The sequence below is a fragment of the Clostridium sp. CF012 genome (assembly GCF_018861755.1).
Lineage (GTDB): Bacteria > Bacillota > Clostridia > Clostridiales > Clostridiaceae > Clostridium_AD.
In genome coordinates, this window is the sequence record NZ_JAHLEF010000004.1 from 1 (window position 1) to 17,837 (window position 17,837).

Sequence of the window (17,837 nt, forward strand, 5' to 3'; positions counted from 1 at the left end):
ATATGGTATCTAGCCATTTTCTCTACAGTTTCTGAAGGAAATCTTTCTGTTCTATCTATTTCTGCAGCTATTGGTTCAACTTCATTTATTGTAAATTCCCTTACCATTTGTCTTACAAATTCTTGTTCTTTTGTCAATCCGAAATTCATAAACCTTCCTCCTCGCTATTCTATGATAAAGATAACAAGTAGTAATTGTTATCCTTCTCTTGTTTTTTTAAAATTTATTTATTTTTAAAGCATTTTTCTGATTTTTCAAGAAATGCTATCATTCCATTTTTTTGGTCTTCAGTCGCGAAACATGCTCCAAAAATCTCAGCTTCATAAGTTAAAGCTGTATCTATATCCATTTGCATCCCCCTATTAATTGCTGTTTTACATAACTTAACAGCTATAGGTGCATTACTTGCAATTTTCTTAGCTAATAGTTTTGCTTCTTCAATTAAATTTTCAGGTTCTACTACCTTATTAACAAGACCTATTCTTAAGGCTTCTTCTGCATTTATAATTTCTGCAGTAAATAATAATTGTTTAGCCATACCCATACCTACTAGTCTAGCTAGTCTTTGAGTACCTCCAAATCCAGGCGTAATTCCAAGTCCGGTCTCAGGTTGTCCAAATTTTGCTTTTGATGAAGCTATTCTGATATCACAAGCCATAGATAGCTCACAACCTCCACCTAGCGCAAAACCGTTTACTGCTGCTATTATAGGTTTTTCTAAAGTTTCTAGTTTTCTAAATACTTTGTTTCCTAAATTGCCAAATCTTCTAGCACCCATTACATCAAGATCTTTCATTTCTGAAATATCAGCTCCAGCAACGAAAGCCTTCCCATCTCCTGTTATAATCACTGCGTAAATTTGGTCATCATTAGCAATATCATCAATTGCGAGTTCTAGCTCTTTTAATGTTTCTGTGTTTAATGCATTTAGAGCTTTGGGTCTGCTAATTGTAATAACTGCAACCTTGTCTTCTTTTTGAAGAACAACATTTTTGTATTCCACAACATCCACTCCTTACGAATTAATCCATTATTAACTATTTGTTAATAATATAACAAATGAAATTTAAAAATAGTTGAAGCACTTCGCTCCAACTACATTATATATCTTTATAGCACTTATTTCAACAAAAAAAACGCTTTTTTATTTTAAAAGCAGTGTTTTTTAAATTTTAATTGTGCTTAGTTAACCATCACAATTTTATGGATATGTTCTGTCATTCATTAAACAACTAAGAGTTAAAAGACTTTCACTCAAGTGTACATTTTCCACTATTATTTCTTCCGGCACCTCTAAATCCACAGGTGCAAAATTCCATATACCCTTAACCCCATTTGTTACCAACATGTCAGCCACTGTTTGCGCATTGTTTTTCGACACACAAATTACACCAATATCTACTGGTGTGGCTTTAAGAAATTCCACTAATTCATCTATGTCACTTACTTCAACATCTCTGATTTTTAGTCCTATTAGCTTTGGATTAATATCAAAAATACCTGATAAGTTAAATGCTAACTTTTCAAAACGAGTATAATTGGCAATAGCTTGACCAATATTCCCTGCACCTATTATTATCATCTTATATTCTTTTGATAATCCTAGGATCCCACTTATTTCATTTAATAGTTCTTTTACATTATATCCGTATCCTTGTTGTCCAAAATCTCCGAAACAGTTCAAGTCTTGTCTAATTTGCGATGCTGTAAACCCAATTTTTTCGCCTAATTCTTTTGAAGATATTCTATCAACATCATTTTTTAAAAGTTCTCTTAAATATCTATGGTATTTAGGCAATCTTTTAATAACTGCCATTGATATATTTTTTTTTCTTTCCACAGTTTTCACCCCTCCGCCAACATCATGAAATTCATATTGTTATTTTACCACATTATTATAAGTTAGCACTACTTTTTATTACAATTTTAATAGTTCTTATGATATTTTCGCCATTTTAGCTTGTTTCTAAACTATTTTTTAGAATTATTAAAACATATATTTATTTTTTACTACAAAAATTTCAATATAAATAGTACAATAATATATAAACGGACTTTAATTACTACTATAATAGTAATACTACAGAGCAGGGAAGGTGAACATAATAATAGTTCTAAGTTGCAAAGATATTCACAAGAGTTACGGGATAGATGTTATTTTAGACAAAATAACTTTTAGTATAAATGAAGGTGAAAAAATTGGTTTTATTGGTGCTAATGGAGCAGGCAAATCTACACTTTTTAAAATACTCACAAATCAATTAGATTATGATAATGGTGAGCTATTTATAGATAAAAATAAGAAAGTTGGCTATCTATCTCAGGATCTAACATTAAACTCTGATAGCACCATATACGAAGAAACACTTTTAGTATTCGATAATCTATTAAGCCTTGAAAAAAACCTTAAAGATTTAGAATCAAAAATGAATGAGCCTTATGATGCTTCAAAAGAGGAATATACTAATAGAATAATAAAAGAATATACATTAACTTATGACCTTTACAATAATCGCGGCGGATACACCTATAAAGGAGAAATTAGTAGGGTTCTTAAAGGCCTTGGCTTTATGGAAGAAGATTATGATAAGCCAATAAACATATTAAGTGGAGGTCAAAAGACCAGGGTTGCACTATGCAAGTTATTGCTTAAAAACCCAGATATACTATTACTGGATGAACCCACTAACCACCTAGACTTGGATGCTATAGAATGGTTAGAAGATTATTTGAAAGCCTATAAAGGAACCATGTTTATAATATCTCATGATAGATTCTTTTTAGATACTATTTCTAATAAAACTTTTGAACTTCTTAATGGTCATGTGGATTGTTATAATGGAAACTATACAACTTTTATTGATTTAAAGAAAATAAATTATGAAATTCAATTAAAGGCCTACAATTTGCAACAGATAGAAATAAAAAGGCAAGAAGATATTATAACTAAATATAAGTCCTTTAACAGAGAAAAAAGCGTAAGGGCTGCAGAGAGCAGACAAAAATCCTTGAACAAAATGGAAAGGATTGATCAACCTGACAAGGATCCTAGGGAAACTAGGATTAATTTTGAAACAGAAATCAAAAGTGGAAATGATGTCCTTCATATAGAAAATTTATCAAAATCCTTTGGAGACAATCTTTTGTTCGAAAATTTGAATTTAGATATGAAAAGGTCAGATAAGATTGCGCTTATTGGTGAAAACGGAAGAGGTAAAACCACTCTTTTTAAAATCATAATGGATAAAATGCAAAGTGATAAAGGCATAAAAATATTAGGCAAAAATATTTTTGTAGGATATTATGACCAAGAACAATCAAATTTGAATGAAGAAAAAACCATAATAGATGAGGTTTGGGATGAATTCCCTAAACTTACTACCACAGAACTACGTACTGCTCTGGCCGCATTTTTATTTATAGGTGAAGATGTTTTTAAAAATATATCCACATTAAGTGGTGGAGAAAGATGTAGGATTAATCTTTTAAAAATCATGCTATCTAAATCTAACTTCTTGCTATTAGATGAGCCAACAAATCACTTAGACATTATGTCTCGTGAAGCACTAGAGGATTCATTAATAGCATATGATGGCACCGTTATTGTAATATCTCATGATAGATATTTTTTAAATAAGGTAATTTCTAAAATACTTGAATTGAACCAAGATGGTCTTAAAGAGTATTTAGGTAATTATAATTATTATGTAGAAAAAAAGAAAAATCCTCTTAGGTTTCAAGTAGAAGAAGCACAAGCAGGAATGTCAAAGACTCAAATTAATTTTGATAAAAAGAAAAAAAGAGAAGAATCAAAGTTAGAAAAACAAAAGAAAACAGATCTAAAAGATCTAGAAGATAAGATTGCTTCATTGGAACAAGAATCAGAAAAATTGAATAATGACCTTTGCCTAGAAGAGGTCTATTCAAACCCTACTAGAAGTTCTGATGTAAACAATCAACTTTCAAATGTTAAAAAGGAGCTTCAAGATCTTTATGAAGCTTGGGAAGACTTTATAGATGACGCAGAATAAAAAAATCTGTTTTAACATTTTAAGGTTCGAAATGTAGAATGTTCGGATATCCGATAATTCGTTAACAGACTCTAAGTTTATTCCATGAAAAATTTCCTAACGCACTTATTCGACGTCCTGTCTCAAAAGTGCTAGCAGACCGTCCTGGTCTGCTTACGGAAATTTTTCATTGCATAAACTAAGAGTCTGTAAAACTTATTATATACTATCTGCCACATTCTACATTTCGAACCTTACTTATTATAATTTGACTTTATTGATGAAGTACAATGAAAAAGTATAAAATTTATCCGAAGTGACTTGCAACAAGAAACGAACAAAAGATTAGAATTTCTTAGTCGAATTTCCTGTTTGGAGTTCGGTTGCAAGGCACGTAGGATAAATTTCATACTCTTTTAGTATTTATATACGGTTAAACCAACGCTCCTTCTAATAATACTTTGATGTTATCCTTATAAATTTTATTAAACTGACTTATTGGAAGAGGATTCTCTCCAAGTCCAACTTCAATGGTATAACCTGGTTTTCTATATTTATCTATAAACCAATCCTTATATCCTGCAAAACTTGTAATTCCATAGGTTTCTGCAAGTTCATAACCACTTAGACCTGAAAATATCTCTCCTATTTTTCTAGCTTCCGGACTAGCCAAATTTTGAAAATCCCAGTATATTACCTCCCCTTGACTGTGATAAGCTATTACTAATCTAAAGTTGTTTTTTCTTGTAAAATCTGCTACAGCTTTAGACTCTGATTCTGACTCTGGTGCCGTGCCTGAATATCTTGAAGGTCCTGGTCCATATACTCCATAGCTTTTTTCTGCGTCCTTTGACTTTTGCCACAGAGCATCATAATTATGATTAAGGTCTACCCCCCTTATATTTGCACTCCAATTTTTAGAAAAATCAGTACTTCCATTATTCCACTTAATTAAATCATTGTAGTATGGGTTACTCCTATCTAACCCGTTAAGCACTAAGTCAACTCCATCTGGATTTACCATAGGCATTATATATATACTGCTTTTATTCCATATATCCTGAGCATTATAACCTTCTAAAGGTTGACCCAAAGCATAGGCTTTAGCAAAATTTTCAATAAACTTCATTAAAAGTACAGTAGTTATCCATTCATTAGCATGATGAGATCCATTATAAAAAATCTTATTAGGCCCTTTTCCTAGTTTCACATAATAAAGTTCTTTTCCTAGCTCACTCTTCCCTGCACTAGCAACTTCAATAAATGGATACCGAGCCTTTAGTCCTTCTAGGTCTTTTTTCATAATGTCATAAGTGTAGTCAATATTTGTATAAACCACCTCCAATGAATAAGGAACTATAATCTCACGTCCAACTTGCAAATTATTAGGATTTATTTGAGGATTAGCAGTAATTATACTTCCTACGGTTGTGTAATACCTTCTTGCTATAAGATATAATGTATCTCCCGGTCTAATTCTATAAGTATCATAACCTATTAGAAATCTATTCATAAGTTTATACGTATCATTATTTACTATTCCTGTAGGTGATAGGCCAAAATATCTTTGGAACTTCACAACTGCTGCTGCAGTTTTGGGTCCATAAATTCCATCTATCCCGTCCACGCTATAACCTAATTTATTAAGTAGTGCTTGTATTTCCATTACCTCGGTTCCTCTTGAGCCTATCTTTAGGATTTGCAAATTCCCCCTCCTAAAATTTCTTATACTACTATTTTATGAAATTTTCTTAAAAATGTTACAGTTAAAATGAATAAACTCCATGACTTCTTTAATCATTGTAAACATACTCTGCTTTTAAAATCTATACCGTATTATTCAATAATAAATTTTAAGTGCAATTCTTCATATTATGAATATAATAATACTGTAAAGTAATTTAAGGAGATGGCTATTATTGGCTTACAGTGTTAGAGAGTTATTGGCTAGATTATTAAAGTGTGAAGCTGGTGGAGAAGGTGATAACGGAATGCGAGCGGTTGCTTCCGTAGTTATGAACAGAGTAAACGTAGCCGCTGGTGAGTATCTTAGGATAGGTGAAGGCGATTTAAGAAAAGTCATATTTCAAGAAGGACAATTTGATTGTGCAACTTCTGTACTTGCTGGCATTGCTAATCCACAAACTATTTGGGCAAGTCCACCAGATCAGATTCATTATGATATTGCTGATTGGGCTATAGCTGGCAATAGGCTATATACTACAGGCGAATCACTATGGTATTTCAATCCATTTTTACCAGGTTGTCCATATGAATTTCCATTTAACGGTAGCGGTACATTTCAAGTTACTGTAGGTAATCATTGCTTTTACAATCCCACCGCACTCTATTATAAAACTTAACTGAAATCATTACTAATAATATATTTAGATGATAATTTAAAATAGTTTTTCAAATTGGATATTTATATTTATAGTCCCACCTACCATATGCCTTATTTAGGAGCTAGTTAATCTTATAAGCATTATCCTTTTGAATGTATTCTTTTGTATTATATAATAAGAATATAAGCCCAAAAATATAGAAGGAACTGAGTTCCTTCTATATTTTTGGATCTAACTTATATATATTGAAAAACAAATTGAATGTAAATAAACTAGTATTATATCTCTTTTATTTTAAAGTACCATTATTAAGATTATGAATATAATAATAGTATAAAATAATGTAATAAGTTTTTAGGAGGATATTTTATGTTCATAGACCCATCTTACAATTACAATCAAATTCCAATGTGGAGAGATATTCCTATGTTTCCAGAAGCACCAATGAGGCCATTGCCATCTTCTTATAACAATGATAATGCAAATCAAAAATCTATGCCCGCGACTCCCGCTGCTATGCCTCAACCAGATAAAGTTATGAAAGAACCTAGTAAGACTATGCCCAAGGTAAATGCTGATTACCAAAATCCAGAGATTCCACCTACCTCGCCTATAATAAATAATCCACTATATAATCAAGGTTGGTTAAAAACACAAATAGGTAAATTTATAAGTATAGATTTTTTAATTGGCAATATGTATATTGATCGTCAAGGTATTCTAGAAGAAGTTGGAATTAGTTATATCGTAATTAAAGAAAGCGGTACAAATAATATGTTAATGTGTGATATATATTCTATTAAATTTGTAACAGTTTTTGGTGATCAAGCCAGTAAATGTAGGGTATAAGATAAGGAATAAATTTAATCACAATGTAGCCTATAGGTTAAAAGCTATAGTATACATACCCTTAGCCCATTATATGTATCCATATGAATCAAATAATTAGGTGCCTATATAACGATATAACATCACTTCCTGTATTTAGTCAGTATATAATATGCGGCTTGATTGGAAATGATATAAAAAAATGACGTGCTAATTTATATTTTAATTAGCACGTCATTCCCACTTGTATTTATTAAAAAAGCTTCAAAATTGACCCGTTAAGATTTCTCTAGACTTATTTTTTAAACGAGCCCTCTCTCAACCATCTCTGTAATAGCAAAACTTGCTATGTCCCCAGCGAATTTTCCTGGTCCGAAACCTGCATCGTATCCAAGTTCTTTAGCAAGCTCATGTGTTATTCTTGGACCTCCACAAATTAATACAACTTTATCTCTAATTCCTTCGGCTTCTAATAATTCTACTAGGTTAGTAAGGTTTTGAATGTGTACATCCTTTTGAGTTACAGTTTGAGAAACTAGAAGAACGTCTGCTTTAAGTTCTATAGCTTTTTTAATAAATTCTTCATTCTCAACTTGGCTTCCTAAGTTCAAAGCTTCTATCATAGGGTATCTCTCAAGACCATAGTGTCCTGCAAAACCTTTCATGTTCATTACAGCATCTATACCAACTGTATGAGCATCTGTGCCTGTACTAGCTCCAATTATTACTACATCACGTTTAATGTTTTCTTTTATATACTCTCCAACTTCTTTCATATCCATTACGTCACACTCTACAGTTTGAACATGGATTTCTTCATAGTTTACAGTATGTGTTAATGAACCGTAAATCACATAGAAAGCAAATTCTTTATCTAACGAACCATGATGAGCGCAGATTGGATCTTTAAGTCCCATAGATCTAGCAAGTTGAAGCGCGGCTTCTACTCCTCTTTCATTATCCTCTACTGGAAGGGTAAAGCTCACTTGAACCTTACCATCATTCATTGTATCTCCATAGGGTTTAAGCTTTGTTAAATCTAAACTTTTATCATACTCTTTAACTTCTAATGAATATTGTCCTTCGCTCATTACTTTTTCCCTCCTAACATTAAATCTATAAATGGGTTGAAATAAGCTTTTTCTTTTTGAACAACTCCTGCAAGGCCTTTCCCACCTGTTAAAGGTCTTTTAATTCCTGCAAATTTCCCTTGTTGCAGCGTACTGAATAAGCCTTCTTTTTCAATTTCGCAAATTAAATCTGTGGCTTTATTTAATACCTCATCAACTCTTGTTTCCATCATGCCACCTTTTTTGAAGGTGATTTCTGATCCTAAATCCTTCATAGTGTTAAATATATATTGAGCATTATCTATTGATATCGCTCTATCAGCCATAAATGGAGTATGTATTGCTTCTGTAAGCATTCCAAGAAGATGTAATTTTTGTCCTGTCATAATAGTAACCATGTTAAATAATGCATCTTGCACTTGGCCTTTAAATATATCTCCAGTCTTAAACTTAGTTGGAGGCATATATTTGAGTGGAGCTTTAGGGAAGATTTCTCTTGCCATTTGTGCTTGTGCAAGTTCAAATAAGAATCCATTTTCAACATCTGGGCTTATTTCAAAGGCATGACCAAGTCCCATTTGTTCTTCTGGAATTCCAGCAACTAATGCAAATTGTTCATTTATAAATTGAGATGCAAGTACAGTATGAGCTTCTTCTACTGCATCTGCTGTGGTTAAGTAGTTATCTTCCCCAGTGTTTATTATAACTCCAGCAAATCCATTGATTATTCTTGAGAAATATTGGTCAACTATAGTTCTTTGCATGTTGATATCTCTAAAAAGAATTCCGTATAGAGCATCATTGAGCATAACATCCAATCTTTCTATAGCTCCCATAGCAGCTATTTCAGGCATACATAATCCAGAACAATAGTTACAAAGTCTTATGTATCTTCCAACCTCTTCTCCAACCTCATCAAGAGCTGCTCTCATAAGTCTGAAGTTTTCTTGGGTTGCAACTGTTCCTCCGAAGCCCTCTGTTGTAGCTCCGTATGGAACAAAGTCAAGTAAGCTTTGTCCTGTAGTTCTTATAACTGCAATTACATCTGCGCCTTGCTTTGCAGCTGCTCTTGCTTGAATTATATCCTCATATATATTCCCTGTAGCAACTATTACGTAAAGATATGGACCACTTTTATCACCGAATCTTTCAAGGTATGCTTCTCTCTTACCTCTATTTTCACTAATTTTAGAAGTCATTTCTTTAGCAACTTTATCTACAGCCATTTTGATTTCAAATGCATCATGCATAGGAAGTTTAGTTAAATCTATTTCACCTTTTGCTACTTTTTCTGCAATTTCTTGCGGAGTGCAGCCAGTTTCGATCATAGCATTTCCAATAAACATTGCGGCACCAAGTGCTAATCCATTGCCATTTTTAATGTTGTCTACTACGACATTTGGAATAGGTACTCCAACTTCATCTACCCCATCAATGCCTAAAAGTCTACAAACAGTTCTTTCTACTGTTACTGTAGTATGTATATCAATAAATTCTTGAGTATCTTTTGCTATATTTTTAGCTGATTGTCTAGCTTTATCAACTACAGCCCAATTTAAATTTAATTTGCTTTCCATATTATTCCTCCTCATTATAAAATGTTTTTGCTATATCTACTATTTCCTTTTCAAGTCCTAATAATACGGCTATGTTAAGTGCATCTTTTGGAACTTTATTTTCTTTTGAAACCTTCTCTAGCCTATACTCCATATGCTCTTGTATTATTTCAACAGAGTGAGTTTTATTCAAATCTATCTTATATTTCAAGTCATTAAAGTCTACATTTTTAAGACCTGTTACTTGATAGTGATCCATAGTATCCTCTACCACTCCGTCATAATGAGTTGAAATTAAGCTTACTGACTTAAATTTAGTCAAGTATTTAGAAAGAGATTTCACAAGGTAGTACCCTTCTTTCGGATTAGTACCTCTTGCAAACTCATCTAAAGCTATAAATCCATTCTCTCTTTTTGCACACTCTACCACTTCTTTTAACTTTATTATTTCCGCTCCAAATGTGCTTAAGCCTTTGGTGATAGACTGCATATCATCTGAAACAAAATGAATAAATCCTAGGATTGGAAATTGTGCACTTTCTGCAAACACAAAAAAACCCATTTGACCCAGTAGTAAATTTAGAACAATAGTCTTTAAAGTAACACTTTTCCCACCCATATTAGCTCCAGTTATAATAGTTGTACCAAAACCTAGATCTATGCTAACTGGTGTAAATCGTTTTTTACCTTTTTCTAATATCTCTTTAACTTCGGGGTTAAATGCCTCAGTAAAGTGAATTTTCATATCATCACAAATTTCTGGTCTTATACCATTATAGTCTATGGATAATTTTGCTTTAGCAATTAAAAAATCTAATTTACCTATAGCTTTTATATTCTGCTTAAAGTTCTCAGTTTTTTCGGAAATTTGCAACGTTAATTCTTTTCTAATCCTTAACTCTTCATCTTCTTCTTCTATAACTAAATCTAACCTTAGCTGCTTTAGCTTACTAATTTTTTCCTGAGTATCTGCAGTGAAAATCTCATTTTCCTTTTGTCTTTTCTTTTCCCGAATAGACTTTAAAGTTTTAGAGTACTCATCATAAACATAAAAAGTCGATATTCCACTGCCTTGTGGGTCAAGGAGAGAAATAATTTCTTCTAAAGAGTTCAGATGAACTTCTTCTATATCAAGATCTAACTTATCCAAGATATTTTTTAATTCCGATACTAATATTGAAAAATATTTTAATTCATATAATTCAACTTCGTCTAATATTTCGGATTCACTACATCTTTTAATAGAATTTCTAATATCCTTGAGCTTACAAAAAATTCTTCCAATTTCATTATACTCTTGAGTATATAGTCTCATGGATTTAATTGTATTTTCTAAGCTATTTAATTCATGAGTTAATTCATTTATTTCTGAAGCTTTAAAGGGCACAATATTTTTTCTTTCCTCTAGTCCATAGGTGGTAGTTATTCCTAGTTTATCCATAACAAAAGAAAACCCAATTTGTTCTCTCTGCTGCTTATCTAAAAATTTCATTTTACTCCCCTCCAATTACATCAAATACAGGTACATTTAAATTATTCCTAAGTCCATCTAAAAACTTATACTTATCAAATTCATACCCATAAGGTGATTTTGGATTAGATGTAACACATACTATATTAATTGGATTTATTGTTTTTATGATTCCACCTTGAACTTTGAATTTATAAAGTGTATCCCTAGTTAAAAACAGCTTTGTTCCATCTTCAATTAGGAAAGTTACGCCTTTATACATTTTTGTGGTACTCATTATGTCTTCTAGAAGGTTATTTGAAACTACGCCCTTAATAACTACATAAGAGGTATTTTCATCCATTGCCTCAGCAATTTCCTTAGAAGATCCAAGCGCTGTAAGTACATCTAGAATTTTCATATTATTGTCGGAACGTATAATACCTATTCTTCCTTTGCACAAAACTTCACTGGCCAGCTTTAATATTTCATCATCTACTTCATTTTCTGTGGATAATAATTTAACAGCATGACTAGTTTCTTCTATAACCACAGCCATACTTTTTGAAAGTGCTGCTCCAGTTGATAAAATTGTAGCATTTGTAATTGCTGGAGAAGCAAAAGTTTTTCTACTAAGTGCCCCATCCACAATTACTAGCTTACTTCCAAACTTTTTAAGATCCTCACATATTAAAGTCATATAAGAATTTACGGATGGACCGCCGAGTTCTACATATCCGTCACTTAGTGCTCTGCATATAACTATTTCTCCCATAGGAGTATTAAAACCAGTAGTTTTTAAAATCTCCCGAGTTATATCACTATTTAATAAACATTGCTTCGCAGTAGCAATTACAGTTCCGCACTCTACGTAAATTTTAGGTTTTTCTGTGGCAGTTACTAGATCTTGATCTTCTCCGTCTCTTCCTATAGAGGTAAGGCCAAGGGATATTCTCCCTCTGGCCTCTTTTAATATATGATTTAAGGTTGTTGTTTTTCCTACATTTTTATTCATTCCTATTATAGAAATGCTCTCATATTTTTGAACCATTTGGAAAATACTAGGCATTTCTTGATTGTGTATCATTTTACTCGTGATGTGCTCTTAAATTTCTTTCAAGTCCAACTGGTTCCATTGCCATTCCCTCATGATTTAATAGACCTGCTACTCCTACTTTGTGAACCTTTTTCTTGCCTTCGCAAACGTCGCAGTGGCAGTCTGATGTATAACTAGTTGGTTGCTCATAAGAAGTTATAACACCTTCAAAATTTCTAAGTACTACTTTTTCAGGACTTTGAGATATAAGATAGCTTGGCATTACTGGAATTTTTCCACCACCACCTGGCGCATCAACAACAAATGTTGGTATACAGAATCCTGAAGTATGCCCTCTTAGTGCTTCAATAATTTCTATTCCTTTTGATACTGGTGTTCTAAAGTGCTCAAGTCCCATAGAAAGATCACATTGATAGATATAGTATGGTCTAACTCTAATTTTAACAAGATCATGAACTAAATCCATCATTATATGTGCACAATCATTAACTCCTTTTAAAAGAACAGATTGGTTTCCTAGAGGTATTCCTGCATCTGCCATACGAGCGCAAGCAAGTTTTGACTCTTCTGTAATCTCATTTGGATGATTGAAATGGGTGTTAAGCCATATTGGATGATATTTCTTTAACATATCTACAAGTGCAGGTGTAATTCTTTGTGGAAGAACTACTGGTACTCTTGAACCTAATCTTATTATTTCAACGTGTGGGATCTCTCTTAATTTTTTAATTATATATTCTAATTTATCATCTGAAATAAGTAATGCATCTCCACCTGATAATAATACGTCTCTAATTTGTGGAGTTTTTCCGATGTATTCGATAGCTTTATCTATTTTTTCCATTGGCATAGCATTGTCACTTTGACCTGCGAATCTTCTTCTTGTACAATGTCTGCAATACATTGAACACATGTCAGTTACTAATATTAATGCTCTGTCTGGATATCTATGAGTAAGTCCTGGTACTGGAGAATCTGCATCTTCATGTAATGGATCCAATAAATCAGCGTCTGCCTGGTGAAGTTCTAATGCAGTTGGTATAGCTTGCTTTCTTATTGGATCATGTGGATCACTTGGGTCTATTAATGCTAAGTAATAAGGAGTTATAGCCATTCTTAATGTTTGAACACATTGTTTAACCCCTTCTTCTTCATCTGCTGTTAGAGGTATATATTTTTTAAGTTCCTCTACAGTTTCAATTCTATTTTTAACTTGCCATTTCCAATCGTTCCACTGCTCATCTGTTGCATCTTTAAATAATTCAAATCTCCTATTAACTTTCATGTTAATCCCTCCAGATATAATATTTTTAATTTTATTATTTATATGTCATATATTAATGTGTTTTAGAAAATCTAATATAGCTTTATACCATATTTCTAAAGTACAATTAAATCATCATCTTATGTTTAAACGTATAATTCTTCGAATACACTTCTTAATATTTCATTTTCTCTTAGCTCTTCAAGAGTTATTTCTGCATGCCCTTTAGTATAACCATTTCCTACTATCATAGTAATATCCTTACCTACTCCTTCTGCTCCAAGTGCAGCTTTTGTAAAGCTTGTAGCCATTGAGAAAAAGTAAGCTATTCCGTCATCTTTAACTGGCAGTATTGTTGACATTTCAGTATTTTGAACGTTAACTATATTTATTGCTACGTCTACTTCCTGTCCATTGTTGTGTTCTAAAGTAGCGTTCATTACATCGATAGCGTTTCTAGCATCTCCAATAACTATATGCATTCTTAACCCTAATCTTGCGAGTCTTGTTGCCTCTTCCTCGTTTCTTACAAGACCTATAACATTTCCTGTAGGTCCCACTCTCTTAACTGCTTCATATGAGCAAAGCATTCCTGATTTTCCTGCTGCGCCGAGTAATAGAACTGAATGACCTGGTTTAACAAGTTTAGCAACTTGAGCTGGTGCTCCTGCAACGTCTAAGGCTGCTAACGCTAAATTTTCATCCATATCTTTTGGAAGTTTTGCATATAACCCACTTTGGAACAAAATAGCTTTTCCTTTTATTACAACTCTATCGATGTCTGGCTTAATATCTATAATTTCATCTATTCTTAGTGGAGTTAATGACAATGAAACTAATGTAGAAATTTTGTCTCCAACTTTAAGATCTGTTTTTCCAATCATTGCTTCTCCAATTTTTTCAACTGTTCCGATGAGCATTCCACCTGAACCCGTTACAGGATTTTGCATCTTTCCACTTGCAGCAACAATTTCAAGAATTTTAGCTTTTATTTTTTCAACGTCGTGTCCTGCTTCTTCTTCTATTTGAGTAAAACTAGCTGAATCAATATTTAAAGCTTGAACATCAATTAAAATTTCATTATCAAATATGTTCATATCATTTGAGATTTTAGTCGCTGGTTGTGGTAGCACTCCTTTTGGTTCTAGTACTCTGTGAGTTCCGTATTTACATCCTTTATTCATCATGAGTTCCTCCTATATATCCATTATTTTTAGATTTTTTGATATTATGAGTTCTGCACCCGTAAGTGATTTAACTTCTTCAACTGTTGTGTCTTTATGAATTTCAGTAAGTACAAGTCCCTTGTCCGTAACTTCCATTACTCCAAGTTCCGTAACTATAAGGTTAACTTGTGCTTTTGCGGTTAGTGGTAATGTACATTTCTTTAATATTTTAGGAATTCCTTTTGCTGTATGTTGCATTGCAATAATAACCTTTTTAGCTCCTACTACTAAATCCATTGCTCCACCCATACCAGGAACCATTTTGCCTGGTACGATCCAATTAGCTAAATTGCCTTCTTGATCTACTTCTAGTGCTCCAAGAACAGTCATGTCAACATGTCCACCTCTTATTAAAATGAAAGACATTGCGCTGTCAAAGTATGCTCCACCAGGAAGTATTGTAGAACATTGACCCCCTGCATTAGTTACATCATTGTTTTCCTCTGCCTTTAGTGGAGTAGCTCCCATACCAACCATACCATTTTCTGATTGGAAAGTAACATGGACACCTTCTGGGATATAATTTGTAACTAATGTTGGAAGCCCTATTCCTAAATTAACAAGTTGCCCATCTTTCAATTCTTTAGCAATTCTTTTTGCAATAATTTGTTTTGCAAGCTTACTATCTGTAATCATATTAGTTAGCCTCCCCTATAATATAATCAACCAATACACTTGGAGTAACAATATTATTTGGATCAAGTTCTCCTGTTTTAACAATGCTTCCAGCTTCTACTATTACAATTTCTGCAGCAGTAGCTATAGTTGGATTAAAGTTTCTTGTTGTTCCATAATAAACTGCATTTCCAATTTCATCTGCCACACTTGCATAAACAAGTGCTAAATCTGCTTTAATTGGAAGTTCTAATAAATATTCTTTTCCCTCTATAGTAAGTTTTTGTTTACCGTCTTCCACCATAGTACCAACTCCTGTAGGCGTAAGCACTCCACCAAGACCAGCTCCACCTGCTCTTATTCTTTCAATCAGCGTTCCTTGTGGTACAAGTTCTACTTCCATTTTCCCTTCTGTCATAAGTCTACCTGTTTCTACATTAGTTCCTATATGAGAAGCTATAACCCTTTTAACTTGGCCATTTACTATAAGTTTCCCTATCCCTCTGTCTACAAAACTGGTATCATTCGCTATTATAGTTAAATTTTTTACGTTTGTTTCTATTAGTAAATCGATCATTTTGTGAGGTGTTCCACAGGCTAAAAATCCACCTATCATTATTGACATCCCATCTCTAAGTAAAGGCCTTATCTGTTCTAAAGATACAACTTTATTCATAAATTTTACCTCCTTGTATTCCTATAGGGAATATAACAATGACTATAAACCTAATATTTCTCTTGCTTCCTTAGGACTTGCAATTTCTCTGCCCAGTTCCTTCGCAAGTCTAACCACTCTTTCAACTAATTCTGCATTTGATTTAGCTGGTATGCCTTTTTCAATATAAACATTATCTTCAAATCCAACTCTTACATGACCGCCCATAATAATGGCCATAGCCGCCATTTGAAATTCACTTCTACCAATACCTGATACAGTGAAAGTGCTTCCTGCAGGTATGCTTCCCTCCATAAATACTAAATCTCTTGGAGTTGCCGAAATCCCACCATTTACACCCATAACAAAATTAAAATGCATTGGTGTTTTTATAAACCCCTTCTTTTGAAGCCTTATAGCCATATCTATCATGCCCTTATCAAAAACTTCAATTTCCGGCTTTACAGAAAGTTCAATCATCTTTTTACCAAATTCTTTAATGGTATTTTCAGTGTTTACAAATACATCATCTCCACCAAAATTACAAGTACCTGCATCTAAAGTTGCCATTTCTGGCTTCAAATCAACAGGTTGTAGTCTTTCCGCATTACTCATGCCAACCGCTCCCCCTGTTGATGGTTGAACAATTACATCCGGACATCTATCTTTAATTGCTTTCATGCAGGCACTAAATCTTTCCCTATCTTGAGTAGGTGTTCCATCATCTTGTCTTACATGTAAGTGAATAATGCTAGCTCCTGCCCTATGAGCTTTTTCAGCTTCATTCGCTATCTCTAAAACAGTGTATGGCACATTTGGATTATGTTCTTTTGTAACTTCTGCTCCGCAAATAGCTGCAGTGATTATTAATTTTTCCATGTGATATCTCTCCTTCAAATTATCAATTCGCTAGATGAAAAAGTTTACATAATACGTATCTTTTATATTATTTTCTTTGTCTACCTTTTAGTACTACGCAAGTCCCACTTGCCCTACAAACAACTATTGGTTCCTCTAATAGATCGCATGCTGAATCATTTATTTCTGGTCTTGGTACTATAACTTTTCTTGCTTCAAAAATCATTTTTCTTGAAGAATTTCCCACACTTACTATTTCTCCAACAGCTTCTATAAAATCGCCTGCATAAACTGGTGCTAAGAATTCTACAGCATCATATGCTTTGAATAACCCTTCATCACCATCATTTAAAATTAAAAGTTCTGTAGCTACATCCCCGAATAATTGAAGCATTCTTGCTCCGTCCACTAAATTCCCACCATAATGTGCATCATGAGCACTCATTCTTAATCTTATTAAAGATTTCATTTTAACTTCCTCCTCTTTCTTTGTAGTCATCCAGTTTTTAATACTTATGTATTTAGTAAAAAGTAACCAGTCATTATTGCTAATGTATTTTTGTGTTGCCTCTCTTGTGGATTTATTTTGCGCACAAAAAAGGCACCAAATTTTCAGTGCCTTAATAAACAAAAATACACAAGCTATTAATGCAATGAAAAATTACTTTTTCATTACATAAATAGCTCTCCATAAAAAAATTATGGCAGTGGTAGAGATATTACTCTCTATCCCCAAGAATATATTGAAGAACCAACATACTCTTTCGGCAAATAAGTACTTCATTTTTGATTTTGGATGTTCCTATCCTTAACACTCAAAAATTACCTCTTTATCTGCACCTCTATTTATGTTAAATTATTAAATTTTATTTTTAAAAGTTTTAACCTCTATAAAATATATTA

General features: G+C 32.8%; 17 protein-coding genes and 1 riboswitch. Of the genes, 3 read left to right on the plus strand and 14 right to left on the minus strand.

Annotated elements, in window-relative coordinates:
• The 3 genes from KPL50_RS05670 to KPL50_RS05680 form a co-directional block, all read right to left on the minus strand.
• Positions 1-149, minus strand: a 149-nt coding sequence (locus KPL50_RS05670; protein WP_216297677.1) for an acyl-CoA dehydrogenase family protein, incomplete at its 3' end; no start/stop codon positions are given.
• Positions 150-223: 74 nt separating this feature from the next.
• Positions 224-1,003, minus strand: a complete 780-nt coding sequence (locus KPL50_RS05675; RefSeq protein WP_216297495.1) for a short-chain-enoyl-CoA hydratase — start codon at positions 1,001-1,003, stop codon at positions 224-226.
• Positions 1,004-1,201: 198 nt separating this feature from the next.
• On the minus strand, positions 1,202-1,840 hold the full coding sequence (locus KPL50_RS05680; protein ID WP_216297496.1) for a redox-sensing transcriptional repressor Rex: 639 nt from the start codon (positions 1,838-1,840) through the stop codon (positions 1,202-1,204).
• Positions 1,841-2,105: 265 nt separating this feature from the next.
• Between KPL50_RS05680 and KPL50_RS05685 the strand changes: the two genes are divergently transcribed.
• Positions 2,106-4,031, plus strand: coding sequence for an ABC-F family ATP-binding cassette domain-containing protein (locus tag KPL50_RS05685; RefSeq protein WP_216297678.1), 1,926 nt, complete (start codon positions 2,106-2,108; stop codon positions 4,029-4,031).
• A 412-nt stretch (positions 4,032-4,443) separates the two neighbouring features.
• On the opposite strand, the gene KPL50_RS05690 is transcribed toward KPL50_RS05685, so the two are convergent.
• On the minus strand, positions 4,444-5,715 hold the full coding sequence (locus KPL50_RS05690) for a M14 family metallopeptidase (protein ID WP_216297497.1): 1,272 nt from the start codon (positions 5,713-5,715) through the stop codon (positions 4,444-4,446).
• 214 nt (positions 5,716-5,929) lie between these two features.
• On the opposite strand from KPL50_RS05690, the gene KPL50_RS05695 reads away from it, so the two are divergent.
• A complete protein-coding gene (locus KPL50_RS05695) occupies positions 5,930-6,373 on the plus strand; it encodes a cell wall hydrolase (RefSeq protein WP_216297498.1) in 444 nt (147 codons plus the stop codon).
• Between the two features lie 351 nt (positions 6,374-6,724).
• Positions 6,725-7,204, plus strand: coding sequence for a hypothetical protein (locus tag KPL50_RS05700; protein WP_216297499.1), 480 nt, complete (start codon positions 6,725-6,727; stop codon positions 7,202-7,204).
• A gap of 281 nt (positions 7,205-7,485) precedes the next feature.
• On the opposite strand, the gene KPL50_RS05705 is transcribed toward KPL50_RS05700, so the two are convergent.
• The 10 genes from KPL50_RS05705 to KPL50_RS05750 all read right to left on the minus strand — a co-directional run bounded on the left by KPL50_RS05705 (position 7,486) and on the right by KPL50_RS05750 (position 17,403).
• Complete coding sequence (locus KPL50_RS05705) at positions 7,486-8,274, minus strand: OAM dimerization domain-containing protein (RefSeq protein ID WP_216297500.1); 789 nt, start codon at positions 8,272-8,274, stop codon at positions 7,486-7,488.
• Positions 8,274-9,830 carry a lysine 5,6-aminomutase subunit alpha gene (locus KPL50_RS05710; protein WP_216297501.1) on the minus strand — a complete coding sequence of 519 codons (1,557 nt, stop codon included), beginning with the start codon at positions 9,828-9,830 and terminating at the stop codon, positions 8,274-8,276. Before KPL50_RS05710 ends, KPL50_RS05705 begins: the two co-directional genes overlap by 1 nt.
• A gap of 1 nt (position 9,831) precedes the next feature.
• On the minus strand, positions 9,832-11,301 hold the full coding sequence (locus tag KPL50_RS05715) for a hypothetical protein (protein WP_216297502.1): 1,470 nt from the start codon (positions 11,299-11,301) through the stop codon (positions 9,832-9,834).
• 1 nt (position 11,302) lies between these two features.
• Positions 11,303-12,346 (minus strand): hypothetical protein, encoded by a 1,044-nt coding sequence (locus KPL50_RS05720; RefSeq protein ID WP_253200472.1) that lies wholly within the window; start codon positions 12,344-12,346, stop codon positions 11,303-11,305.
• 1 nt (position 12,347) lies between these two features.
• A complete protein-coding gene (gene ablA / locus KPL50_RS05725; RefSeq protein ID WP_216297503.1) occupies positions 12,348-13,601 on the minus strand; it encodes a lysine 2,3-aminomutase in 1,254 nt (417 codons plus the stop codon).
• A gap of 125 nt (positions 13,602-13,726) precedes the next feature.
• Positions 13,727-14,764 carry an L-erythro-3,5-diaminohexanoate dehydrogenase gene (locus KPL50_RS05730; protein WP_216297680.1) on the minus strand — a complete coding sequence of 346 codons (1,038 nt, stop codon included), beginning with the start codon at positions 14,762-14,764 and terminating at the stop codon, positions 13,727-13,729.
• Positions 14,765-14,776: 12 nt separating this feature from the next.
• Positions 14,777-15,442: a 3-oxoacid CoA-transferase subunit B gene (locus KPL50_RS05735; RefSeq protein ID WP_216297504.1), complete on the minus strand. Its 666-nt coding sequence runs from the start codon at positions 15,440-15,442 to the stop codon at positions 14,777-14,779.
• 1 nt (position 15,443) lies between these two features.
• Positions 15,444-16,097 carry an acetate CoA-transferase subunit alpha gene (atoD, locus tag KPL50_RS05740; RefSeq protein WP_216297505.1) on the minus strand — a complete coding sequence of 218 codons (654 nt, stop codon included), beginning with the start codon at positions 16,095-16,097 and terminating at the stop codon, positions 15,444-15,446.
• A gap of 42 nt (positions 16,098-16,139) precedes the next feature.
• On the minus strand, positions 16,140-16,955 hold the full coding sequence (locus tag KPL50_RS05745) for a 3-keto-5-aminohexanoate cleavage protein (protein WP_216297506.1): 816 nt from the start codon (positions 16,953-16,955) through the stop codon (positions 16,140-16,142).
• Between the two features lie 67 nt (positions 16,956-17,022).
• Positions 17,023-17,403, minus strand: coding sequence for a hotdog domain-containing protein (locus tag KPL50_RS05750; RefSeq protein WP_216297507.1), 381 nt, complete (start codon positions 17,401-17,403; stop codon positions 17,023-17,025).
• Between the two features lie 204 nt (positions 17,404-17,607).
• Positions 17,608-17,787: riboswitch (Lysine riboswitch) on the minus strand.
• Positions 17,788-17,837 lie beyond the last annotated feature (50 nt).

Coding starts and splice junctions, on each gene's coding strand:
- KPL50_RS05700 (WP_216297499.1), top strand. CDS start 6,725: ATGTTCATAGACCCATCTTACAATTACAATCAAATTCCAATGTGGAGA.
- KPL50_RS05705 (WP_216297500.1), bottom strand. CDS start 8,274: ATGAGCGAAGGACAATATTCATTAGAAGTTAAAGAGTATGATAAAAGT.
- KPL50_RS05710 (WP_216297501.1), bottom strand. CDS start 9,830: ATGGAAAGCAAATTAAATTTAAATTGGGCTGTAGTTGATAAAGCTAGA.
- KPL50_RS05715 (WP_216297502.1), bottom strand. CDS start 11,301: ATGAAATTTTTAGATAAGCAGCAGAGAGAACAAATTGGGTTTTCTTTT.
- KPL50_RS05720 (WP_253200472.1), bottom strand. CDS start 12,346: ATGATACACAATCAAGAAATGCCTAGTATTTTCCAAATGGTTCAAAAA.
- ablA (WP_216297503.1), bottom strand. CDS start 13,601: ATGAAAGTTAATAGGAGATTTGAATTATTTAAAGATGCAACAGATGAG.
- KPL50_RS05730 (WP_216297680.1), bottom strand. CDS start 14,764: ATGAATAAAGGATGTAAATACGGAACTCACAGAGTACTAGAACCAAAA.
- KPL50_RS05735 (WP_216297504.1), bottom strand. CDS start 15,442: ATGATTACAGATAGTAAGCTTGCAAAACAAATTATTGCAAAAAGAATT.
- atoD (WP_216297505.1), bottom strand. CDS start 16,097: ATGAATAAAGTTGTATCTTTAGAACAGATAAGGCCTTTACTTAGAGAT.
- KPL50_RS05745 (WP_216297506.1), bottom strand. CDS start 16,955: ATGGAAAAATTAATAATCACTGCAGCTATTTGCGGAGCAGAAGTTACA.
- KPL50_RS05750 (WP_216297507.1), bottom strand. CDS start 17,403: ATGAAATCTTTAATAAGATTAAGAATGAGTGCTCATGATGCACATTAT.